The sequence below is a fragment of the Halomonas garicola genome (assembly GCF_055382465.1).
Genome location: NZ_AP043931.1, coordinates 284,430 through 298,933, shown reverse-complemented (window position 1 = coordinate 298,933; position 14,504 = coordinate 284,430). Strand labels below are relative to the sequence as shown.

Sequence of the window (14,504 nt, the reverse complement as noted above, 5' to 3'; positions counted from 1 at the left end):
CTCATCTCATTTCCACAAAAAAGGCGGATAAGCATCTAGGTCGCCTCTAAGGTGGCGCGCCAATAGCTGAGCCTGCAATATTGGCAACATACCTATCGGCACTTTTTCATTTATAAAAGCATGATATAGCTCTTCTCGTTTCCGCTCCTGGTAGGCTGTTAGCACCTTTTTGCGTGCATCCTCGGTCAGCACTACCCCACCGCTCTCAGCCACCACAAAATCTTTCTCGCGAAGTTGACGACGATTCACGAGCGATAATGCTAAACGGTCTCCCAAAAGCGGACGAAATTCCTCGGCCAGATCCAGCGCCAAGCTAGGACGCCCAGGGCGGTCACGGTGCAAAAAACCTACTGCAGGATCCAGCCCCACGCTTTCCAGTGCGGAACGACAATCATGAGTCAGCAGGGTGTAGAAAAAAGACAGCAGCGCATTGATACGATCACGCGGTGGGCGACGGTTGCGCCCGGTAAAACGAAAGGCTTTACTATCGTTACGCACCAGGCTGTCAAAAATGCTGAAATACGTTTGCGCAGCTTCGCCTTCCAACCCACGCAAGCCATTCGTCAAAGGCTCGTTTAGCAAGTCGCGTGCAACTCGCCCCAGCCGCGTTTTCGTTCTCTCCAGACGTTGGCGCTCTGAGATCTCCAGCTTAGAGCCATAATCACGAAGTCCCCGAGCAACGACTGCTCGCTGATTATGTACTTTCCCGGCCAGCACGTGACGAACAACACCTGCACAGCCGTTTTCATCATCGGTAATACGGTACTGAGCGCGCCGTAAAAGAACGTTGCCGGATACCGGCCCTTCAACACGCGCGAGAAATTTTCCGTTTGGTGACAAATGTGTAATGGTGATGCCTTCCTCGGCACAGAAACCCATTAGCGGTGGAGACACCAGCACGCGGCCAAAGCAGACCAGTGACTCGAGCATATGGACCGGCAGTCTTGCCCGCTCTTTACCCTCGGCCATCATGACGATATTGGCGCCGTGCTTCTTTAGCCACGCTCCTTCCGTAGTAATATATAGCGTATTTAGCTGACGACGCATAAGGCTTACTCATCTAACGATTGCAGCTGGCGCACCAGCCATTGGCTCGCTGAACGCTGCTTTCCCATCACTTGTGGCTGACAAATATCTATCAGCGAACAGTGATCGCAGCGCTTGGCTTCATAGATAGCGGCTGGGGTACGATTGCTATCAAAAAGTGCGAGAGTATCGGCAATGACCCGCAATGTCAGATCTCGTAAAACATCGTCAAACCCGATGGTTTTACGGCGTCGCGTTTTACCATAGTAAAGCGCTCCGTGCTCTATGGTGAGATCCAACATCTCCTCCAGGCAAAGTGCCTGTGCACAAAGCTGAACTTCATCAGCACGGTGCGCCTTGGGTCGCCCACGTTTGTACTCAACCGGAGTGACAGTGGTCTTTCCGGAGGTCTCGTCGAATTCAACGACATCTGCTACTCCGGTTAAACCCAAGGCTTTATTGGATAATGGCAGCGCCATAGCTGTGTGGATACCACGCCGCCGCTCATGCCCGAAATGGTCGGCACGCTCATGGAGAATACGCCCTTCCGCCGTATAGCGATTTTCTGCCCACTGCTGTTCAAGGTGAATCAGTGCACACTGGCGTGGACAAAAAAGCATATGCTGCAGTGCTGATAGAGGAACTAAGCGAGCATCATTCTCCATTTTCCTATCCTATAATTTTTCTTCGACGCTAACGCCCTTCGGCAAGCGCTCAGTATTGATAGAAACGCGATAATCACTATAATCGCGGGCCGGAGATTCATTCTCGCCATTGGCGCGTTCGACTTTCACACTATCGAACAGCAGATGAGCCGGCGCGTTACCCATGGGGTTATCATGCTTAAAAATAATCAGCTTCCGTGCCGACATCTCACCCCGAGATGCAGAACGATCATGCTCAAACATATTGATTAATGAGCGCCATAAAAGCTCAAGATCCTCGTCAGAGAACCCTGTACGCTCAGCAAGTTTGGCAGAGATGTATCCATGAGCCCGGTATAGGCCATAGGGTATGATATGTTTACGCCCCATAGTGCGCTCCTTCTCAAGGTCACGCTCGTTAGTTACCGCCATACGCGTGATGGAAACTTCCATGGGCACAACAGGGTCAATGGAGCTGGCAAACGCCATCTGCACCGGCCCACGCACCTGGCCGGAGTTAACTTCAGTCGTCATAACGGCGCCAAAAGTGCGCACATCAAAAAAGTTGTTACACATCCATTCGGTCAGTGCGTGGGCCTTCTCCGCCTCTTTAGGAAGCTTCTTCGGCGTAGGCTTGATCCCCAGCGCCTCATAGGCTTTTTTGTGCTGGTTATTAAGAACAGACTTTTCCTTCATGTAAATCGAGTAACCAGCATCGTTTTCTTTTTCTAGCTCGACGTAATTGCGGATTTTTCTCTTGAGGCATACGTCTGTAACTAGCCCCTGGTTGGTTTCGGGATCAAGCCGTGGAAGATTTCCCGCATCTGGATCACCATTGGGGTTGCCATTATTCACGTCAAACAGCAGTACAAATTCATAACGATTAGCAATGGCGCTCATTATTCATCTCCTTGTGCAACTTCGGATTCTTCCAATTTTTTAGCCTTTTTTGAGAACCTAGCCTGCGACTGATGGTAATAGCCAATTGCAAATCTTCCTTGGTCTTCGATATGCAGGCTTTTAGGAAATTTTTCTCCCAGCCCATCAATAATGTCAGCCATTTCACTTTCTATAGTGTGCGCCAGCCCGCCTTTTTCTTTCTTGCGCATATTTGACAAATGGTTTTGTACATTGCGCAGCAGCATGGGAAAAATACTGGCCGGTGTTGCGGAGGCAGCGCCATAGTAACGATCACGGATAGGGGCATTAACCTGCCCTCCTAGCGCACCGCGTTGGGCATTTTCCAGCTCGGCAAAAAGCCTGCCGAGCAGATAGCCGGGATGAGTGGAATATCGATCAAGACTCACGGGCACCTCCTGAGTAGTTGCGTTCGAATACGCGGAAAGACGTCCTTTTCGCGCCAGTACGGCTTTGCAAAGTGCGACACGAACACCATCGATATCGCCATCATTACGCATCCGCATGATGATGTTGGAAAGCAGAGAGTATGGATAACGGCTGCCGGTCAAAATAGCTCTAGCTAACTCTCCCGCTAGCTGCGGTGGAATATCTTCTGCTTTGGCTTTTCCATTACGGCTCGGTGCCGTAGCGTATAAAAGCCGCCAAATCGCGGGTGCAACACCTTTCCAGGGAGCAGGTTCAAGCTTCAAATCCTGATGATGCCAAGCGTAATGCTGCGCCAAGCGTTCCAAGCTAAGTGCCTAGGCAAATATTTTCATGCATAATGTCGGTATAATATCAGCTTAGGACGGCAGCATGGTAAGGCGCTTCATCTCTCCTCTGACAGAAACCGACCGACAGGCGTTGACCCATGTCCATCAGTACGGGCAGAAACGCGCCTCGCGCCGTCGCGCTCATGCGATCCTCTTGAGCGACCAAGGCTACACCATCGCCCAGATCGGCGACATTTTAGTGGTCGGAAGAAATACCTTGACGATCTGGTTCAAGAAGTGGGAAGCCTCCGGTCTCGAAGAGCTCGTTGATAAGCCCCGTAGTGGCCGCACCCCAATTCTTGATGACAGCGATCGAGAGCGGCTACAGACCTTGGTGGAGGAGCATCCTCATCAGCTACGCACCCTGCAGGCTAGGCTTCAGGAGGAAACAGGAAAAACCTTCAGCACGGACACCTTGCGCCGGGCATTGAAAAAAAATCAAAATAGCTTCAAGCGCATTCGGCACTCACTAAAGGGCCGACGCGATGAGACGGATTTTCGCAATACCCAGGGCCTTCTGAAAGTGCTCCAAGAGCAAGAGGATCGAGGCGAACACGAGCTTTACTACTTCGATGAATCCGGCTTTTCCCAGTCGTCATCGATACCTTATGCATGGAGCTCCGTCGGCAAGCCATGGGAAGTGACGGCGTACTCACATAGCCATAGGCTGAACGTGCTGGGCTTTGTGAGCCGAAAAGGGAAGCTGGTCTACCATACGACCACCAAGTCGGTCACCACGGAGACCGTCATCGAGGCGTTTGATCAATTTGTGGCTCAGAAAGACCCCGAGGCCTTCGCCATCGTCGTGCTGGACAATGCCAGTATGCATCGCTCCAAAGCGTTTAAGCGCAAGATTCTGGAATGGATGTCGCATCGCGTGCATCTGGTTTACCTATCCGCTTACTCGCCAGAGCTGAACTTAATCGAGATCCTTTGGCGGCAGGTCAAATACCACTGGCTGCCCCTCGATGCCTATCTATCATTTGATCGGCTCTGCGATGAAGTCCATCGACTGCTCAAAGGTTACGGGACGGAACACACGATTAATTATGCGTAAGCACTTATCGACATACCAGAAGCGCACGGAAAGACGCGCTGCGTTGGGTGCCAACCCCAGCACAAAAAACTGCGTGTCAGCGTCCAGCATCGGATCCAGCTCTGCCAGTGGTCGACCCTGGGCAACCTTCAACAGCAAGCTTGCGAGCTTAGCCGACTCTTGCTCATCGCTAGGCGGTTCGTTGAGCATAGCAAAAAAGCCCTCGGCAGCTTCCGCATGCTTGCTATCGTGTGACTTGGCCCAGAATACTGTCGTAGTATCACCGAGCTGTAGACGTTGATGGTTCTCTGCATCGCCGCGTAGTAAATAATTCAGTGCCGTTGAATAACCAAAAATAGCCTCTTTGGAAATCGCTGCATTCGCTTGACCTTTATGGCCATAGGATTCATATGCATCGCTGTTAAATGAAACCAACGATGCACCTGACGACTGAGACCCTCTAACTCCTCGAATGGCAGGGTGGCCCACACCTAACGGTGCTTCTTTTCCCGTAACCAGGCACTCGCCGATCGTCTCATCATCATTTTCTAACGTGATGCTCCATAGTTGGCGTGCATTTTTATTATCGTGTAAATAGTGGTGCGTGCCATCCAAGCGGAAAACAATATTGGCATCTAGAACGTCTTCACTATACCCGGGTAGCCTAGTCAGCTTTTCGGGCGACCACTGCGTTAAAAACGTTAAAAATGCTTGCAGCTCGAAGTCATCGCTAGAACTAAAAAGGTCAGCCTGCCGATCTTTAAATGCCGCGTGCTCATCGGTAAGCCGCTTGCCTTCACCTGCCGTTGCGCCAAGAGCATAGGCAGTTTTATCCCACAGCGGGTAGGCATGAATACCCGAAGTCCGACGTTTATCCACAGGCACCTGATAGGGCACTGACTTGGGCTTCTTACCGGAAGTATCGCGGAGATCTACAATTTGAAGTGGCACCCCCTTCTCTGAGAACACCAGGCAGAAACTGATTCTTTCACTACTGAAACCCGGTGGCGGTACCTTCTTTTCTTCTGCCAGCCGCTGATAGTACTCATTGAGCGCAGATAGAATCATGCCAAAGCCTCCTGAAAAGGCGGTACCTCAATGACACCATCCTGCATACTCGCGCGAAAGAAGTGCGGCACCTTACCGTTGGCAAAATCAATATCGTGCAGCATATAGCCCAAATCAAATTGACCGTTTAATTGATCATCAGCTGTCGGCATTTCAGCATCGTCTTCAATCAGCGAGAAGTTGGCAGGAAATTCACGCGTGCCCATGCATGGCATGTGAAAACACTGTCCCTGGCGGGCACGACGGTTGAAAATATCCAGATGTTTACCGGGTGTATCGCTCTTGTCGGCTCGCTCAGTGAACTCGAAGTGTGCTTCAATCACATAGCCCACGTCGCGCAGGATGGTAGCGGCACGCTGCTGGCGATGCTCATCAACATAATAAGCGACATCATCAACGCGGTCTGTCTTCATTGCCTTGCTAACCGTTGAGGCAGGAAGCTTTCCTGCTACCTCGTTACGCCTCAGCGACTCAAAGCGAATCGGTTTGAGAACATGGATACGATCCACACACCAACGGATCGCTGGCTTCCAATGGATGGCTTCCAAAATACCACGGGCGGCAGAAGGTGTGATCACATCATAGGAAACGCGCTCAACTTTCATTTCGGGACGCGTAAAACATGCCCGTTCTCCCCAAATATGTAAGCGAACTCCGTATGTCATGCCCCTCTCCTTTTCTCTTATTCGTACGGCCTGCTTACCAGATATTGGATTCACCGGCACGAAACGTTGGATTATTCCAGTCCAGTCCCATGCGCTCGTCGTAGAGATCTTCGTTGATCAACTGCATAAACTGGTCGCCGAACTTATCAGGCTCAAGGGCCGCCACGGCCCCCACCTGCTCCAGCGCTGAGAAACCTTGTTGCGGTACCTGCACCGTATATGGCTGGAGTTTTCGCGAGATACCGCCGACGCTTTCTGAAAATGACAAGTCTTCCAAAGCTTTACGCGCAATGCCGTCCTCATCGGTGGCGATAATGATGGCACGCTGGGTATTCTCGATCATGCGAAATTTCTGTTCGATGGTTTCAAACGGCAGTCCTTCCAAACGGCTATTCTCAACCAACGTTAGCAGGCCATGACGATCCAATTTCTGCGGTCCTTGCTGCCAATACAAAAGCTGGAAATAAGCCTCAATGGCCGATAGCGACAGGGGGTCACCGCCGCGTTGCCGCAGCACTTCCCTGGTTACCTGGGCAAACTGCTTTAATTCCGGAGGCGGAGCCCAGTCGTCGTTGGCGGTAGCAAAAATAGCCACCTCGCTGTCACTCACCTCATATTTGCCTTCCCTATTGCAGCGTCCGGCTGCCTGGGCAATAGAGTCCAGCCCTGCTTCGGCACGCAATACCCGCGGAAAGTCAACGTCAACCCCCGCCTCTATCAGCGATGTGGATATCACCCGGCACGGCTTACCGTCTTTCAGCACTTGCCGTATCTCGGCCAATACTCGGCGTCGATGAACCGCATACATGGATGTAGTGAGATGATAAGAACCGGGGTCATCAGCAATAGATTCGAATAGCGCTCGCGCATGGCGGCGGTTATTGACAATGCATAGTACCTGCTGGGTTCTCAGCAGCTCATCGTGCAGTGCTTCATCATCCAAAGTGCCTATATGACGCACGGTAACGCGCTTGAGGTCGCGATAAAGTGTTTCAGGATTCGGCGCCAGCTCGCGCATATTGCGCAAGCCACCCTCAAAGCTACGCTCGGAATCATCGCTTTCGACCAGCGCCGGCTGGGTTGCCGTGCACAACACAATGCTGGTGCGATAATTCAGTGCCAGCTCATCCAACGCCGTCACGCTGGGGCGCAATAGCGGCAGCGGCATGGTCTGTGCTTCGTCCAGAATCACCACGCTATTGGCAATATTATGCAGTTTGCGGCAACGCGATGTTTTCGCGGCAAACAAGCTTTCGAAGAACTGCACAGACGTGGTAACCACAATCGGCGCATCCCAGTTATCACTATCGCGACGCAGCTTATCGATCGTTTCACGATCACGGTGATTGCCGGCATCAAAGGAGCTGTGGTGTTCCAGTACCGCCGCCTCGCCATATTCACCCAGCGCTTGGCGAAATACGGCGGCGTTTTGCTCCACGATGCTGGTGAACGGAATCACGTAAATAACTCTGTCCATGCCGTGGGCAATGGCATGATCCAGCGCGAAGGCCAGGGAAGCTAGCGTTTTGCCACCGCCGGTGGGCACCGTGAGTGTAAACCTACCAGGCTGTTTCTCAGATTGAGCGCGCACATGGGTCAGGATCTGGCTACGCTGACGATTCACTTCAGTGTCGACCTTGAACGTAGCCAGATGTTGATTCAGGGAGTCACGCAGTACCGAAAGCGACGGCCCGCCGCCACGTATATGGGCTGCGCCATGCCCATGCACAGCATAAAACGCTTCCGTATCGATAAAATCGGCATCAACCAGGCAGGAAAAAAGCATCCTGGCTAAAAAAGCATACTGGAAAAACGCCCTATCGCGACGCGATTGGAAATGAGCCGGAGGCAGCAGCCTATCCGGCAACAGCTCGCCTACCTCTTGCTGCCAGATACATTCTAGCGAGGGCAATTCAGCTTCCAGACGATTTTTCAATGGCGTTCGCTCACCACTAAGTGCTTGGCCTTAAATTTTCGTGTAACGTAGCGGTTTGAATCACTGACACGGATGACCCCATGGCAAAGCGTCGCTTCGTTGCCCCTCTAACCGAGCCTGAGCAGCAGAGATTGACCTCGGCTTATCACCACGGTGACAAGCGAGCCCTACGCCGGCGTGCGCACGCCATTCTGCTGAGTGACCAGGGTCATACGATCAATCAAATCAGTGAGATACTGCAGGTACGCCGAGATGCTGTATCACGCTGGCTCAAGCAGTGGGAAGCGTCGGGCCTCGACGGCATCATCGACAAGCCGCGGAGTGGTCGGCCGCCCCTTCTGGACGAGCACGACCACCAGCGATTGAAGGAGTTGATCGCCGAGCATCCCCATCAAATTCGATCCTTGCAGGCTCGCCTGCAAGAAGAGACCGGCAAGACGGTTAGCTCGGTGACACTTCGCCGAGCGTTGAAAAAAAAATCGCCATAGCTTCAAGCGCATTCGGCATTCACTGAAGGCACGACGTGACGAAACGGATTTCCGCAATACACAGGGCCTCCTCAAGGCGCTTCAGCAGCGGGAAGACCGGGGTGAACACGAGCTCTATTACTTTGATGAATCGGGCTTTTCACAGTCATCGTCGGTGCCGTACGCGTGGAGCCCCGTTGGTAAGCCCTGCGAGGTGAGCGCCTATTCCCATAGCCGAAGGCTGAACGTACTGGGGTTCCTCAGCCGAGCCGGGAAGCTGGTTTACCACACCACCACCGAGTCGGTTACGACGGAGACCGTCATTGAGGCATTTGATCAGTTGGTGGCTCGGAAAGCCCCTGACACCTTTGTTGTCGTGGTGCTCGATAATGCCAGCATGCATCGCTCCAGGGCCTTCAGACGGAAGATACTGGAATGGATGTCACATCGTGTGCACCTGGTCTATCTATCTGCCTATTCGCCGGAGTTGAACCTGATCGAAATTTTGTGGCGGCAGATGAAGTATGCCTGGCTGCCCTTGACCGCCTATCGCTCGTTCGGTCGTCTCTGCGATGAGGTTCATCGCCTACTCGAAGGTTATGGAGTGGATCACGCGATTAATTTTGAATAGCCACTTATCGCGTCCATTAGCAAGACCCGCATGATGGCCGGCAATCAGATAAGCCAACAGATAGCCAAGCTGTGGATAGCGTTCAATAGCTATATGCGCTCCGGCGGTCGAGTGATCGACTCGCTCACTAACACCTTCAAGACGACGCTGAAACGGTGTTGTATATTTCCCCAGGTCATGCAGAAGGCCTGCTGCCTGCCCCCAAGGCTCAGCGCCAAATCGATCAGCGCGCTTACCGGCCATTTGTCCGACGGCGGTTAAATGGTTTGCCAACGTTTGCCAGTCAGACTTATCGAGCTCACTTGAGGCATTGAGAGTCGTTGTTGAGTGTGCGTAATACATTGCGTTCCTGCGATATAATTTTTATCTGTCCCAGCTAAGCACCCCAGCCTGAGCTTTACAAACTGTAAACTATATAGCCCACGTTCATTCAGCCATTCCATGACGTCAATCATGCTTTCGCCGCGGGTAGCCTCTGATCCGAGGCGGTAGAAAAAAGCGCGGGGCAATTCCCTCCTCAGGATTTGTTATGTTATAACAATCGTCTTTTTTCACGCCGCCTTTTATTTACGCGCCACAGCCGGGAGGCGCCATGCCTGCGCACCGCTCAAGCCCTCAACAGCACGCCCATCAGCACAACCGCGAGGGCCCCTGCCACTTTTCTCTGATGTCGCTGTCGGCGGGGCGGCGGATTTTGCTGTGTGCGCTGCCGCTTTTGGCGCTGTGGGCGCTGGTGGCCTGGGCGGCGGGGTGGCTGTAATGGCCCAGGAGCCAGCGCTTCGGCTGGAAAACCTGCATTTGGCCCAGGGCCAGCGCAGCGTTTTGGAAGGCATTGACGGCGAGGTGCCCGCCGCCGCGGTCACCGCACTCATTGGCGTTAACGGGGCGGGCAAAAGCACCCTGATCAAGGCGTTGATGGGCGAGCTGCGCCCGCTTGCCGGTAAGGTGCATTGCACGGTACCCAGGGCGTGGCGGGCCTGGCTACCCCAGCAGCTGGCGCTGGATTTAACCTTCCCCATGAGCGTGGAGGAACTGGTGATGACTGGCACCTGGCCCAGCCACGGGGCGCTTAAAGGCTACTGCGCGGCGCACTATCGCCGGGGCCGGGAGATCATGGCGCGGCTGGGGATTTCTGCCCTGGCCCACCGGCCGCTGGGCGAGCTTTCCGGCGGCCAGCGCCAGCGCGCGCTGATCGGCCGGACGCTGATGCAGGAGGCAGCGCTTTTGCTGCTCGACGAGCCGTTTGCCAACGTCGACGGCGAAACGGTGGATATCCTGATCCCCATTGTGCGCCAGATGGCCGACGACGGCGCCACGGTGATCGTGGTGCTTCACGACATGGAGCACTTGAAGCGCCTGGCTGATAGCGTCCTGCTGCTGCGCGCCGGCGGCGGCGAATGGCTATCGCCTGGCGCCATCGCCTCGCCGGCCGCCTCCGCCCATGTCTGCGCGGGAGCGTCCCATGCTTGATCTGTTACACGCCTGGCTGATCGCGCCGTTCGACTACGGCTTCATGCGCCGGGCGGTGGTCGGCGGGTTGGCGCTGTCGCTGGCCGCACCGCCGCTGGGCGTTTTTCTGGTGCTGCGCGGCATGAGTCTGATCGGCGATGCCATGGCCCATGCGATTCTGCCCGGGGTGGCGCTGGGCTTTTTGCTCGCCGGGTTTTCGCTGCCGATGATGAGCCTGGGCGGCGTATTGTTCGGCCTGGCCATGGCGCTGCTGGCCGGGGCGGTATCGCGGATGGGCGGGCAGCGCGAAGACGCGGCCATGGCGAGCTTTTTTATCATTTCGCTGGCCGCCGGCGTCATGCTGATTTCGCTCGGCGGCAGCAGCGTGGACCTGACCCACGTGCTGTTCGGCTCGGTGCTGGCGATCAACTCGACCGCGCTTTTGCTGATCGCCGGGATCAGCAGCGTCATTGTGTTAACGCTGGCGGTGATTTTTCGCGCGCTGGTGGTGGAGTGCCTTGACCCGCTGTTCCTGCGTGGCCAGAGCCGGCGCGGGCGCAGCGGCTGGGTACACAGCGTGTTTCTGGGGCTTTTGGTGCTTAACCTCACGGCGGGCTTTCAGACGCTCGGCACGCTGATGGCGGTAGGCCTGATGATGCTGCCGGCCACCTCGGCGCGCTTCTGGAGCAAAAGGCTGGAGGGGCTGATGGGCATCGCCGTGGTGCTGGCCATGCTTGCGAGCACCGGGGGGCTTTTGCTCTCGTTTCATCTGGATTTGCCGTCCGGGCCGAGCATTATTCTGCTTGCCGGGGCGGGATACTTTTTCTCGGCGCTGTTTGGCCGCTACCACAGCCTGGCCGCACGCTTTCGCCGCCGGGCCGCGCCGCTTGTGCGGGACTGATGTGAGGATACCGTCTGTGAAGAGATCACCCATGCGTTTATCGGCTGCTTGGCGCAGTGCCTACGCGCTGGCGCTATCGGCTACGCTGTTCGCTACGCTCGCCCTTCTCCCGCCCGCGGCGGCGGCCACCGAGGTGAGGGTCGTGGCGAGCTTTTCCATCCTTGCGGACATGGTCAAGCAGGTGGGAGGCGAGCACGTCGAGGTGACGCCGCTGATTGGCACGGACAGCGACGCTCACAGCTATTCGCCGAGCCCCGGCGATGTGCGCACCCTCTCCCAGGCGGACGTCGTGGTGTTTAACGGCCTGAACTTTGAGGGCTGGATGGAGCGGCTGCTGAAAACCAGCGACTATCGGGGCAGGAAAGTCGTCGCCACCGAGGGGATTGAACCGCTGGAGCACGCCGGCCACAACGATGGCCACGACCGGGACAGCGCCGACCCCCACGCCTGGCAGGACATGAACCGGGCAAAAACCTACGTGGCCAACATCCGCGACGGGCTGGTGAGCGCCGACGGCGATAACGTCGCCGACTACCGCGCCAACGCCGACGACTACCTGGCCCGGATGGACGAGGCCGACGCCGACATACGCCAGCGGCTCGAGGCCATTGACGAAGATACCGCCGTGATTACCGGCCACGCCTCCTTTGGCTATTTTGCCGACGCCTACGGGTTGCGCTTTCTGGCGCCGGAGGGGCTTGCCACCAGCTCCGCCCCCAGCGCCGCGCGCATGGCGGAGCTGATCGACGTAATCGAGGCGCAAAACGTGCGCGCGCTGTTCTACGAAAACATGGCAAGCCCTAATACGATCGACCAGCTCGCCGAAGAGAGCGGCCTCTCTATCGCCGGCACGCTATACGCCGACGCCCTGACAAGCGAGGGCGAGGCGGCAAGCTACATCGGCATGATGCGCCACAACGCCCGGGTGCTGCATGAGGCGCTGGCCGGTAGAGCCGATAAAGGCCCGGCCGACGACTAAGCGGCGGCCCGGGCCGATTCAGGCAGGATTGATGCCGCTGACAAACGGCGCCAGGGTGATAAGCACGATCAATATTACTGCCACGATCACCAGCGTGACCTGCAGCGGATGCGCCAGAAACCGGCGCCATTGCGTCGGCTGCTCGCCGCGCTGCACCGCGTCGGCATATTCCTGCCTGGCCCGTGCCAGGCGCTCGCGCTGGTAGTCAGCCAGCGCTTCTTTGGCCGCCTCAAGCTGGTGCTCGTTACGCAGCCAGATGGCATCCACGCCCATACGGAAAATGCCCGCCTGGGTCTCGTAGGTGTCGAAACCGCGATCGCCCAACAGCTGGCGCACTTCGCGGGCTTCCTCGTCGGTGACGTGGCGCAGGTGAAACAGCAGTCGCGCCACGCTCAGTCGTCCTTGGCGGCCATGCGGTCGGCCTGGACAATCTCGATCCAGTAGCCGTCCGGGTCCTTGATGAAGATAACGTCTTTCATCTTGCCCTGATCGGCGCGCTTGACGAAGGTAACGTCGTGGGAGTCAAACCAAGCCTGGGCGACTTCGAGGTTGGGCACGCTAATGCAGATGTGGCCAAAGCCCTGGGGCTCGGCGTTGCCGTCGTGGTAGGCGAAGTCTTCCTCGTCTTCGGTGCCCCAGTTGTGGGTAAGCTCGAGAATGCCGGTCTGGCTGAAGGTCCAGGCGGTGCGCGCCTCCACGTCTTCGGGCACGCTGCGCGCCTCGTCCACGTGGGCGAGGAAATACAGCGAGAAGTTCATCTCTTCGAAATCCAGCCGGCGCATCACCTGCATGCCAAGCACGCCGGAATAAAACGCCAGCGCGCGCTCGGGATCCTTGACGCGTAGCATGGAGTGGTTGAAGCGAAATCCTTCGGTCTCGGGCGGCGTGGGGACAGCGCCGGGTTGCGACTCACCGTGAAACGACATGCGTTTTCTCCTTTACCGTCGTACGGGAAAACAGGCGGATTGAAGGTATGGCTTTACAGCGTTTGCGCGCTATGGCCTATGGTATCTTTTACCCGGTCTCTCTGCTCGTTATCGGCACAGTGCACCACCACCGTCCACTGGCCTGCCTCTGTCGCCGTCCGCGTTTTGTGCAGCACGCGATCATGGTCGGGGCGCATCGAGATCGCGCCGGCCAGCAGCAGCGCCAGCACCGTACACAAGAATCCCAGGGCAATAAACGTCATGAGCGGGCTTGATTGGGTGGCCGTCGGTCCGAAGACGACCAGCACGCCGGCAAGCGCCACCCCTAGGATCAGCCCCGCCAGCCCAAGCCGCAGGTGCGACTTGACCAGTGACTGCCTTATTCCCCGCGACTCCGGCTCCATCTTGCGCGCCATGTCGGCGCTGCCGTGGGGCTGCACGATCCTTACCTGGGCGGGCGGTACCCCCGCCTGATCCGCCAGCGCCTTGACCGCCCGGTCTGCGTCTGACTGATTATCGTATTCCGCCGTTACCTTGTGGGGATACTCTTCACCCAGCACTGCGTCTTGATTCGCCATACGGACACCTCCGGTCATGTAGTTTGCGCTGATGTAGCCCTAACATAGCCAAAAAAGAGGGGTTTGCCGACCGGCCTCTTCCTGGTATATAAGTCAAGAATCCAATACGGTTAAGTGGAGCCGGAGTCCTGAACGGGCCTTGATGGCGCCCGAGTCTACTAGAAAGGAGGACAAGGAATGGAAATTACCATCCTGAACAACGGCCTGGAAGACGATGCCTTCCATGATCTGGCAGCCGGGGAGCAGGGAACCGCGCTGCGCAAGGCGGCAAAGGATCACCTGGGCGAGAAAGAGTATACCGAGAACACGCTGTACAAGCTGCGCCAGGAAGACCCGGCCGCTTTTGAGCATCTGGAAACCGAAATGACGATGCATGCGCTGGAAGTGGCCAACCTTTCCCAGTCCACCGCGATAGCATTGCGCTTGAATCTGGCAGGCGACAAGAAGACTTGAGCAAGCTAACTGCCCCCACAGGTAGCCATTACGCTGCCTGCCAAACAGCATGCCACGCTCCTTCGTGGCATG

Annotated in this window: 18 protein-coding genes; 7 read left to right on the top strand and 11 right to left on the bottom strand. The window is 56.2% G+C overall.

From position 1 onward, the window contains the following. Nucleotides 1-6: 6 nt before the first annotated feature. From cas1c to cas8c (ACZ46Y_RS01750), 4 genes are read right to left on the bottom strand one after another with little or no spacing between them, the layout of a single operon-like run. A complete protein-coding gene (cas1c, locus tag ACZ46Y_RS01765) occupies nucleotides 7-1,047 on the bottom strand; it encodes a type I-C CRISPR-associated endonuclease Cas1c (protein ID WP_311955823.1) in 1,041 nt (346 codons plus the stop codon). A gap of 5 nt (nucleotides 1,048-1,052) precedes the next feature. Beyond that, nucleotides 1,053-1,691, bottom strand: a complete 639-nt coding sequence (gene cas4, locus ACZ46Y_RS01760) for a CRISPR-associated protein Cas4 (protein WP_311955809.1) — start codon at nucleotides 1,689-1,691, stop codon at nucleotides 1,053-1,055. Nucleotides 1,692-1,700: 9 nt separating this feature from the next. After that, nucleotides 1,701-2,570, bottom strand: a complete 870-nt coding sequence (gene cas7c / locus ACZ46Y_RS01755) for a type I-C CRISPR-associated protein Cas7/Csd2 (protein WP_311955806.1) — start codon at nucleotides 2,568-2,570, stop codon at nucleotides 1,701-1,703. Continuing rightward, nucleotides 2,570-3,322, bottom strand: coding sequence for a type I-C CRISPR-associated protein Cas8c/Csd1 (gene cas8c, locus ACZ46Y_RS01750; RefSeq protein WP_311955802.1), 753 nt, complete (start codon nucleotides 3,320-3,322; stop codon nucleotides 2,570-2,572). The genes cas7c and cas8c (ACZ46Y_RS01750) overlap by 1 nt, the downstream gene beginning before the upstream one ends. A 64-nt stretch (nucleotides 3,323-3,386) precedes the next feature. Here cas8c (ACZ46Y_RS01750) and ACZ46Y_RS01745 point away from each other — a divergent pair, with 64 nt between their 5' ends. After that, nucleotides 3,387-4,400, top strand: coding sequence for an IS630 family transposase (locus ACZ46Y_RS01745; protein ID WP_464380050.1), 1,014 nt, complete (start codon nucleotides 3,387-3,389; stop codon nucleotides 4,398-4,400). Here the strand turns inward: ACZ46Y_RS01745 and cas8c (ACZ46Y_RS01740) are convergent. Genes cas8c (ACZ46Y_RS01740) through cas3 form a run of 3 tightly spaced genes read right to left on the bottom strand, consistent with a single transcriptional unit; the run spans nucleotide 4,323 to nucleotide 8,048 of the window. Next, nucleotides 4,323-5,447, bottom strand: a complete 1,125-nt coding sequence (cas8c, locus tag ACZ46Y_RS01740) for a type I-C CRISPR-associated protein Cas8c/Csd1 (protein ID WP_376717589.1) — start codon at nucleotides 5,445-5,447, stop codon at nucleotides 4,323-4,325. The two genes, ACZ46Y_RS01745 and cas8c (ACZ46Y_RS01740), sit on opposite strands and share 78 nt — an antisense overlap. Next, on the bottom strand, nucleotides 5,444-6,112 hold the full coding sequence (cas5c, locus tag ACZ46Y_RS01735) for a type I-C CRISPR-associated protein Cas5c (RefSeq protein ID WP_311955958.1): 669 nt from the start codon (nucleotides 6,110-6,112) through the stop codon (nucleotides 5,444-5,446). The genes cas8c (ACZ46Y_RS01740) and cas5c overlap by 4 nt, the downstream gene beginning before the upstream one ends. A 34-nt stretch (nucleotides 6,113-6,146) precedes the next feature. Beyond that, on the bottom strand, nucleotides 6,147-8,048 hold the full coding sequence (gene cas3 / locus ACZ46Y_RS01730; RefSeq protein WP_311955960.1) for a CRISPR-associated helicase Cas3': 1,902 nt from the start codon (nucleotides 8,046-8,048) through the stop codon (nucleotides 6,147-6,149). Nucleotides 8,049-8,128: 80 nt separating this feature from the next. On the opposite strand from cas3, the gene ACZ46Y_RS01725 reads away from it, so the two are divergent. Next, a protein-coding gene (locus tag ACZ46Y_RS01725) for an IS630 family transposase (protein ID WP_311955963.1) occupies nucleotides 8,129-9,146 on the top strand; the annotation gives its coding sequence in 2 pieces (ribosomal slippage) (nucleotides 8,129-8,518 and nucleotides 8,520-9,146; 1,017 coding nt in all). On the opposite strand, the gene ACZ46Y_RS01720 is transcribed toward ACZ46Y_RS01725, so the two are convergent. Beyond that, nucleotides 9,102-9,488, bottom strand: coding sequence for a CRISPR-associated endonuclease Cas3'' (locus ACZ46Y_RS01720; RefSeq protein ID WP_311955967.1), 387 nt, complete (start codon nucleotides 9,486-9,488; stop codon nucleotides 9,102-9,104). The genes ACZ46Y_RS01725 and ACZ46Y_RS01720 overlap by 45 nt on opposite strands. Before the next feature lie 250 nt (nucleotides 9,489-9,738). On the opposite strand from ACZ46Y_RS01720, the gene ACZ46Y_RS01715 reads away from it, so the two are divergent. From ACZ46Y_RS01715 to ACZ46Y_RS01700, 4 genes are read left to right on the top strand one after another with little or no spacing between them, the layout of a single operon-like run. Further along, nucleotides 9,739-9,906: a hypothetical protein gene (locus tag ACZ46Y_RS01715; RefSeq protein WP_311955969.1), complete on the top strand. Its 168-nt coding sequence runs from the start codon at nucleotides 9,739-9,741 to the stop codon at nucleotides 9,904-9,906. After that, on the top strand, nucleotides 9,906-10,616 hold the full coding sequence (locus ACZ46Y_RS01710) for a metal ABC transporter ATP-binding protein (protein WP_311955973.1): 711 nt from the start codon (nucleotides 9,906-9,908) through the stop codon (nucleotides 10,614-10,616). Before ACZ46Y_RS01715 ends, ACZ46Y_RS01710 begins: the two co-directional genes overlap by 1 nt. Beyond that, a complete protein-coding gene (locus ACZ46Y_RS01705) occupies nucleotides 10,609-11,496 on the top strand; it encodes a metal ABC transporter permease (protein WP_311955978.1) in 888 nt (295 codons plus the stop codon). Before ACZ46Y_RS01710 ends, ACZ46Y_RS01705 begins: the two co-directional genes overlap by 8 nt. A 31-nt stretch (nucleotides 11,497-11,527) precedes the next feature. Further along, nucleotides 11,528-12,475, top strand: a complete 948-nt coding sequence (locus ACZ46Y_RS01700) for a metal ABC transporter substrate-binding protein (RefSeq protein ID WP_311955982.1) — start codon at nucleotides 11,528-11,530, stop codon at nucleotides 12,473-12,475. 18 nt (nucleotides 12,476-12,493) lie between these two features. Here ACZ46Y_RS01700 and ACZ46Y_RS01695 read toward each other — a convergent pair whose 3' ends face one another. The 3 genes from ACZ46Y_RS01695 to ACZ46Y_RS01685 are packed head-to-tail and all read right to left on the bottom strand — an operon-like array spanning nucleotide 12,494 to nucleotide 13,979. After that, nucleotides 12,494-12,865, bottom strand: coding sequence for a DUF6164 family protein (locus tag ACZ46Y_RS01695; RefSeq protein WP_311955985.1), 372 nt, complete (start codon nucleotides 12,863-12,865; stop codon nucleotides 12,494-12,496). Between the two features lie 2 nt (nucleotides 12,866-12,867). Further along, on the bottom strand, nucleotides 12,868-13,401 hold the full coding sequence (gene gloA, locus ACZ46Y_RS01690; protein WP_311955986.1) for a lactoylglutathione lyase: 534 nt from the start codon (nucleotides 13,399-13,401) through the stop codon (nucleotides 12,868-12,870). 53 nt (nucleotides 13,402-13,454) lie between these two features. Continuing rightward, on the bottom strand, nucleotides 13,455-13,979 hold the full coding sequence (locus ACZ46Y_RS01685) for a hypothetical protein (RefSeq protein ID WP_311955987.1): 525 nt from the start codon (nucleotides 13,977-13,979) through the stop codon (nucleotides 13,455-13,457). 177 nt (nucleotides 13,980-14,156) lie between these two features. On the opposite strand from ACZ46Y_RS01685, the gene ACZ46Y_RS01680 reads away from it, so the two are divergent. Beyond that, the gene (locus tag ACZ46Y_RS01680; protein WP_311955988.1) at nucleotides 14,157-14,432 is read left to right on the top strand and encodes a hypothetical protein; all 276 of its coding nucleotides are present in this window, start codon (nucleotides 14,157-14,159) and stop codon (nucleotides 14,430-14,432) included. Nucleotides 14,433-14,504: the final 72 nt, after the last annotated feature.

What these genes read in the sequence shown, in the direction of transcription:
- cas1c (WP_311955823.1), bottom strand. Translation starts at nt 1,047, where the DNA reads ATGCGTCGTCAGCTAAATACGCTATATATTACTACGGAAGGAGCGTGG.
- cas4 (WP_311955809.1), bottom strand. Translation starts at nt 1,691, where the DNA reads ATGGAGAATGATGCTCGCTTAGTTCCTCTATCAGCACTGCAGCATATG.
- cas7c (WP_311955806.1), bottom strand. Translation starts at nt 2,570, where the DNA reads ATGAGCGCCATTGCTAATCGTTATGAATTTGTACTGCTGTTTGACGTG.
- ACZ46Y_RS01745 (WP_464380050.1), top strand. Translation starts at nt 3,387, where the DNA reads ATGGTAAGGCGCTTCATCTCTCCTCTGACAGAAACCGACCGACAGGCG.
- cas8c (WP_376717589.1), bottom strand. Translation starts at nt 5,447, where the DNA reads ATGATTCTATCTGCGCTCAATGAGTACTATCAGCGGCTGGCAGAAGAA.
- cas5c (WP_311955958.1), bottom strand. Translation starts at nt 6,112, where the DNA reads ATGACATACGGAGTTCGCTTACATATTTGGGGAGAACGGGCATGTTTT.
- ACZ46Y_RS01720 (WP_311955967.1), bottom strand. Translation starts at nt 9,488, where the DNA reads ATGTATTACGCACACTCAACAACGACTCTCAATGCCTCAAGTGAGCTC.
- ACZ46Y_RS01715 (WP_311955969.1), top strand. Translation starts at nt 9,739, where the DNA reads ATGCCTGCGCACCGCTCAAGCCCTCAACAGCACGCCCATCAGCACAAC.
- ACZ46Y_RS01710 (WP_311955973.1), top strand. Translation starts at nt 9,906, where the DNA reads ATGGCCCAGGAGCCAGCGCTTCGGCTGGAAAACCTGCATTTGGCCCAG.
- ACZ46Y_RS01705 (WP_311955978.1), top strand. Translation starts at nt 10,609, where the DNA reads ATGCTTGATCTGTTACACGCCTGGCTGATCGCGCCGTTCGACTACGGC.
- ACZ46Y_RS01700 (WP_311955982.1), top strand. Translation starts at nt 11,528, where the DNA reads ATGCGTTTATCGGCTGCTTGGCGCAGTGCCTACGCGCTGGCGCTATCG.
- gloA (WP_311955986.1), bottom strand. Translation starts at nt 13,401, where the DNA reads ATGTCGTTTCACGGTGAGTCGCAACCCGGCGCTGTCCCCACGCCGCCC.
- ACZ46Y_RS01685 (WP_311955987.1), bottom strand. Translation starts at nt 13,979, where the DNA reads ATGGCGAATCAAGACGCAGTGCTGGGTGAAGAGTATCCCCACAAGGTA.
- ACZ46Y_RS01680 (WP_311955988.1), top strand. Translation starts at nt 14,157, where the DNA reads ATGGAAATTACCATCCTGAACAACGGCCTGGAAGACGATGCCTTCCAT.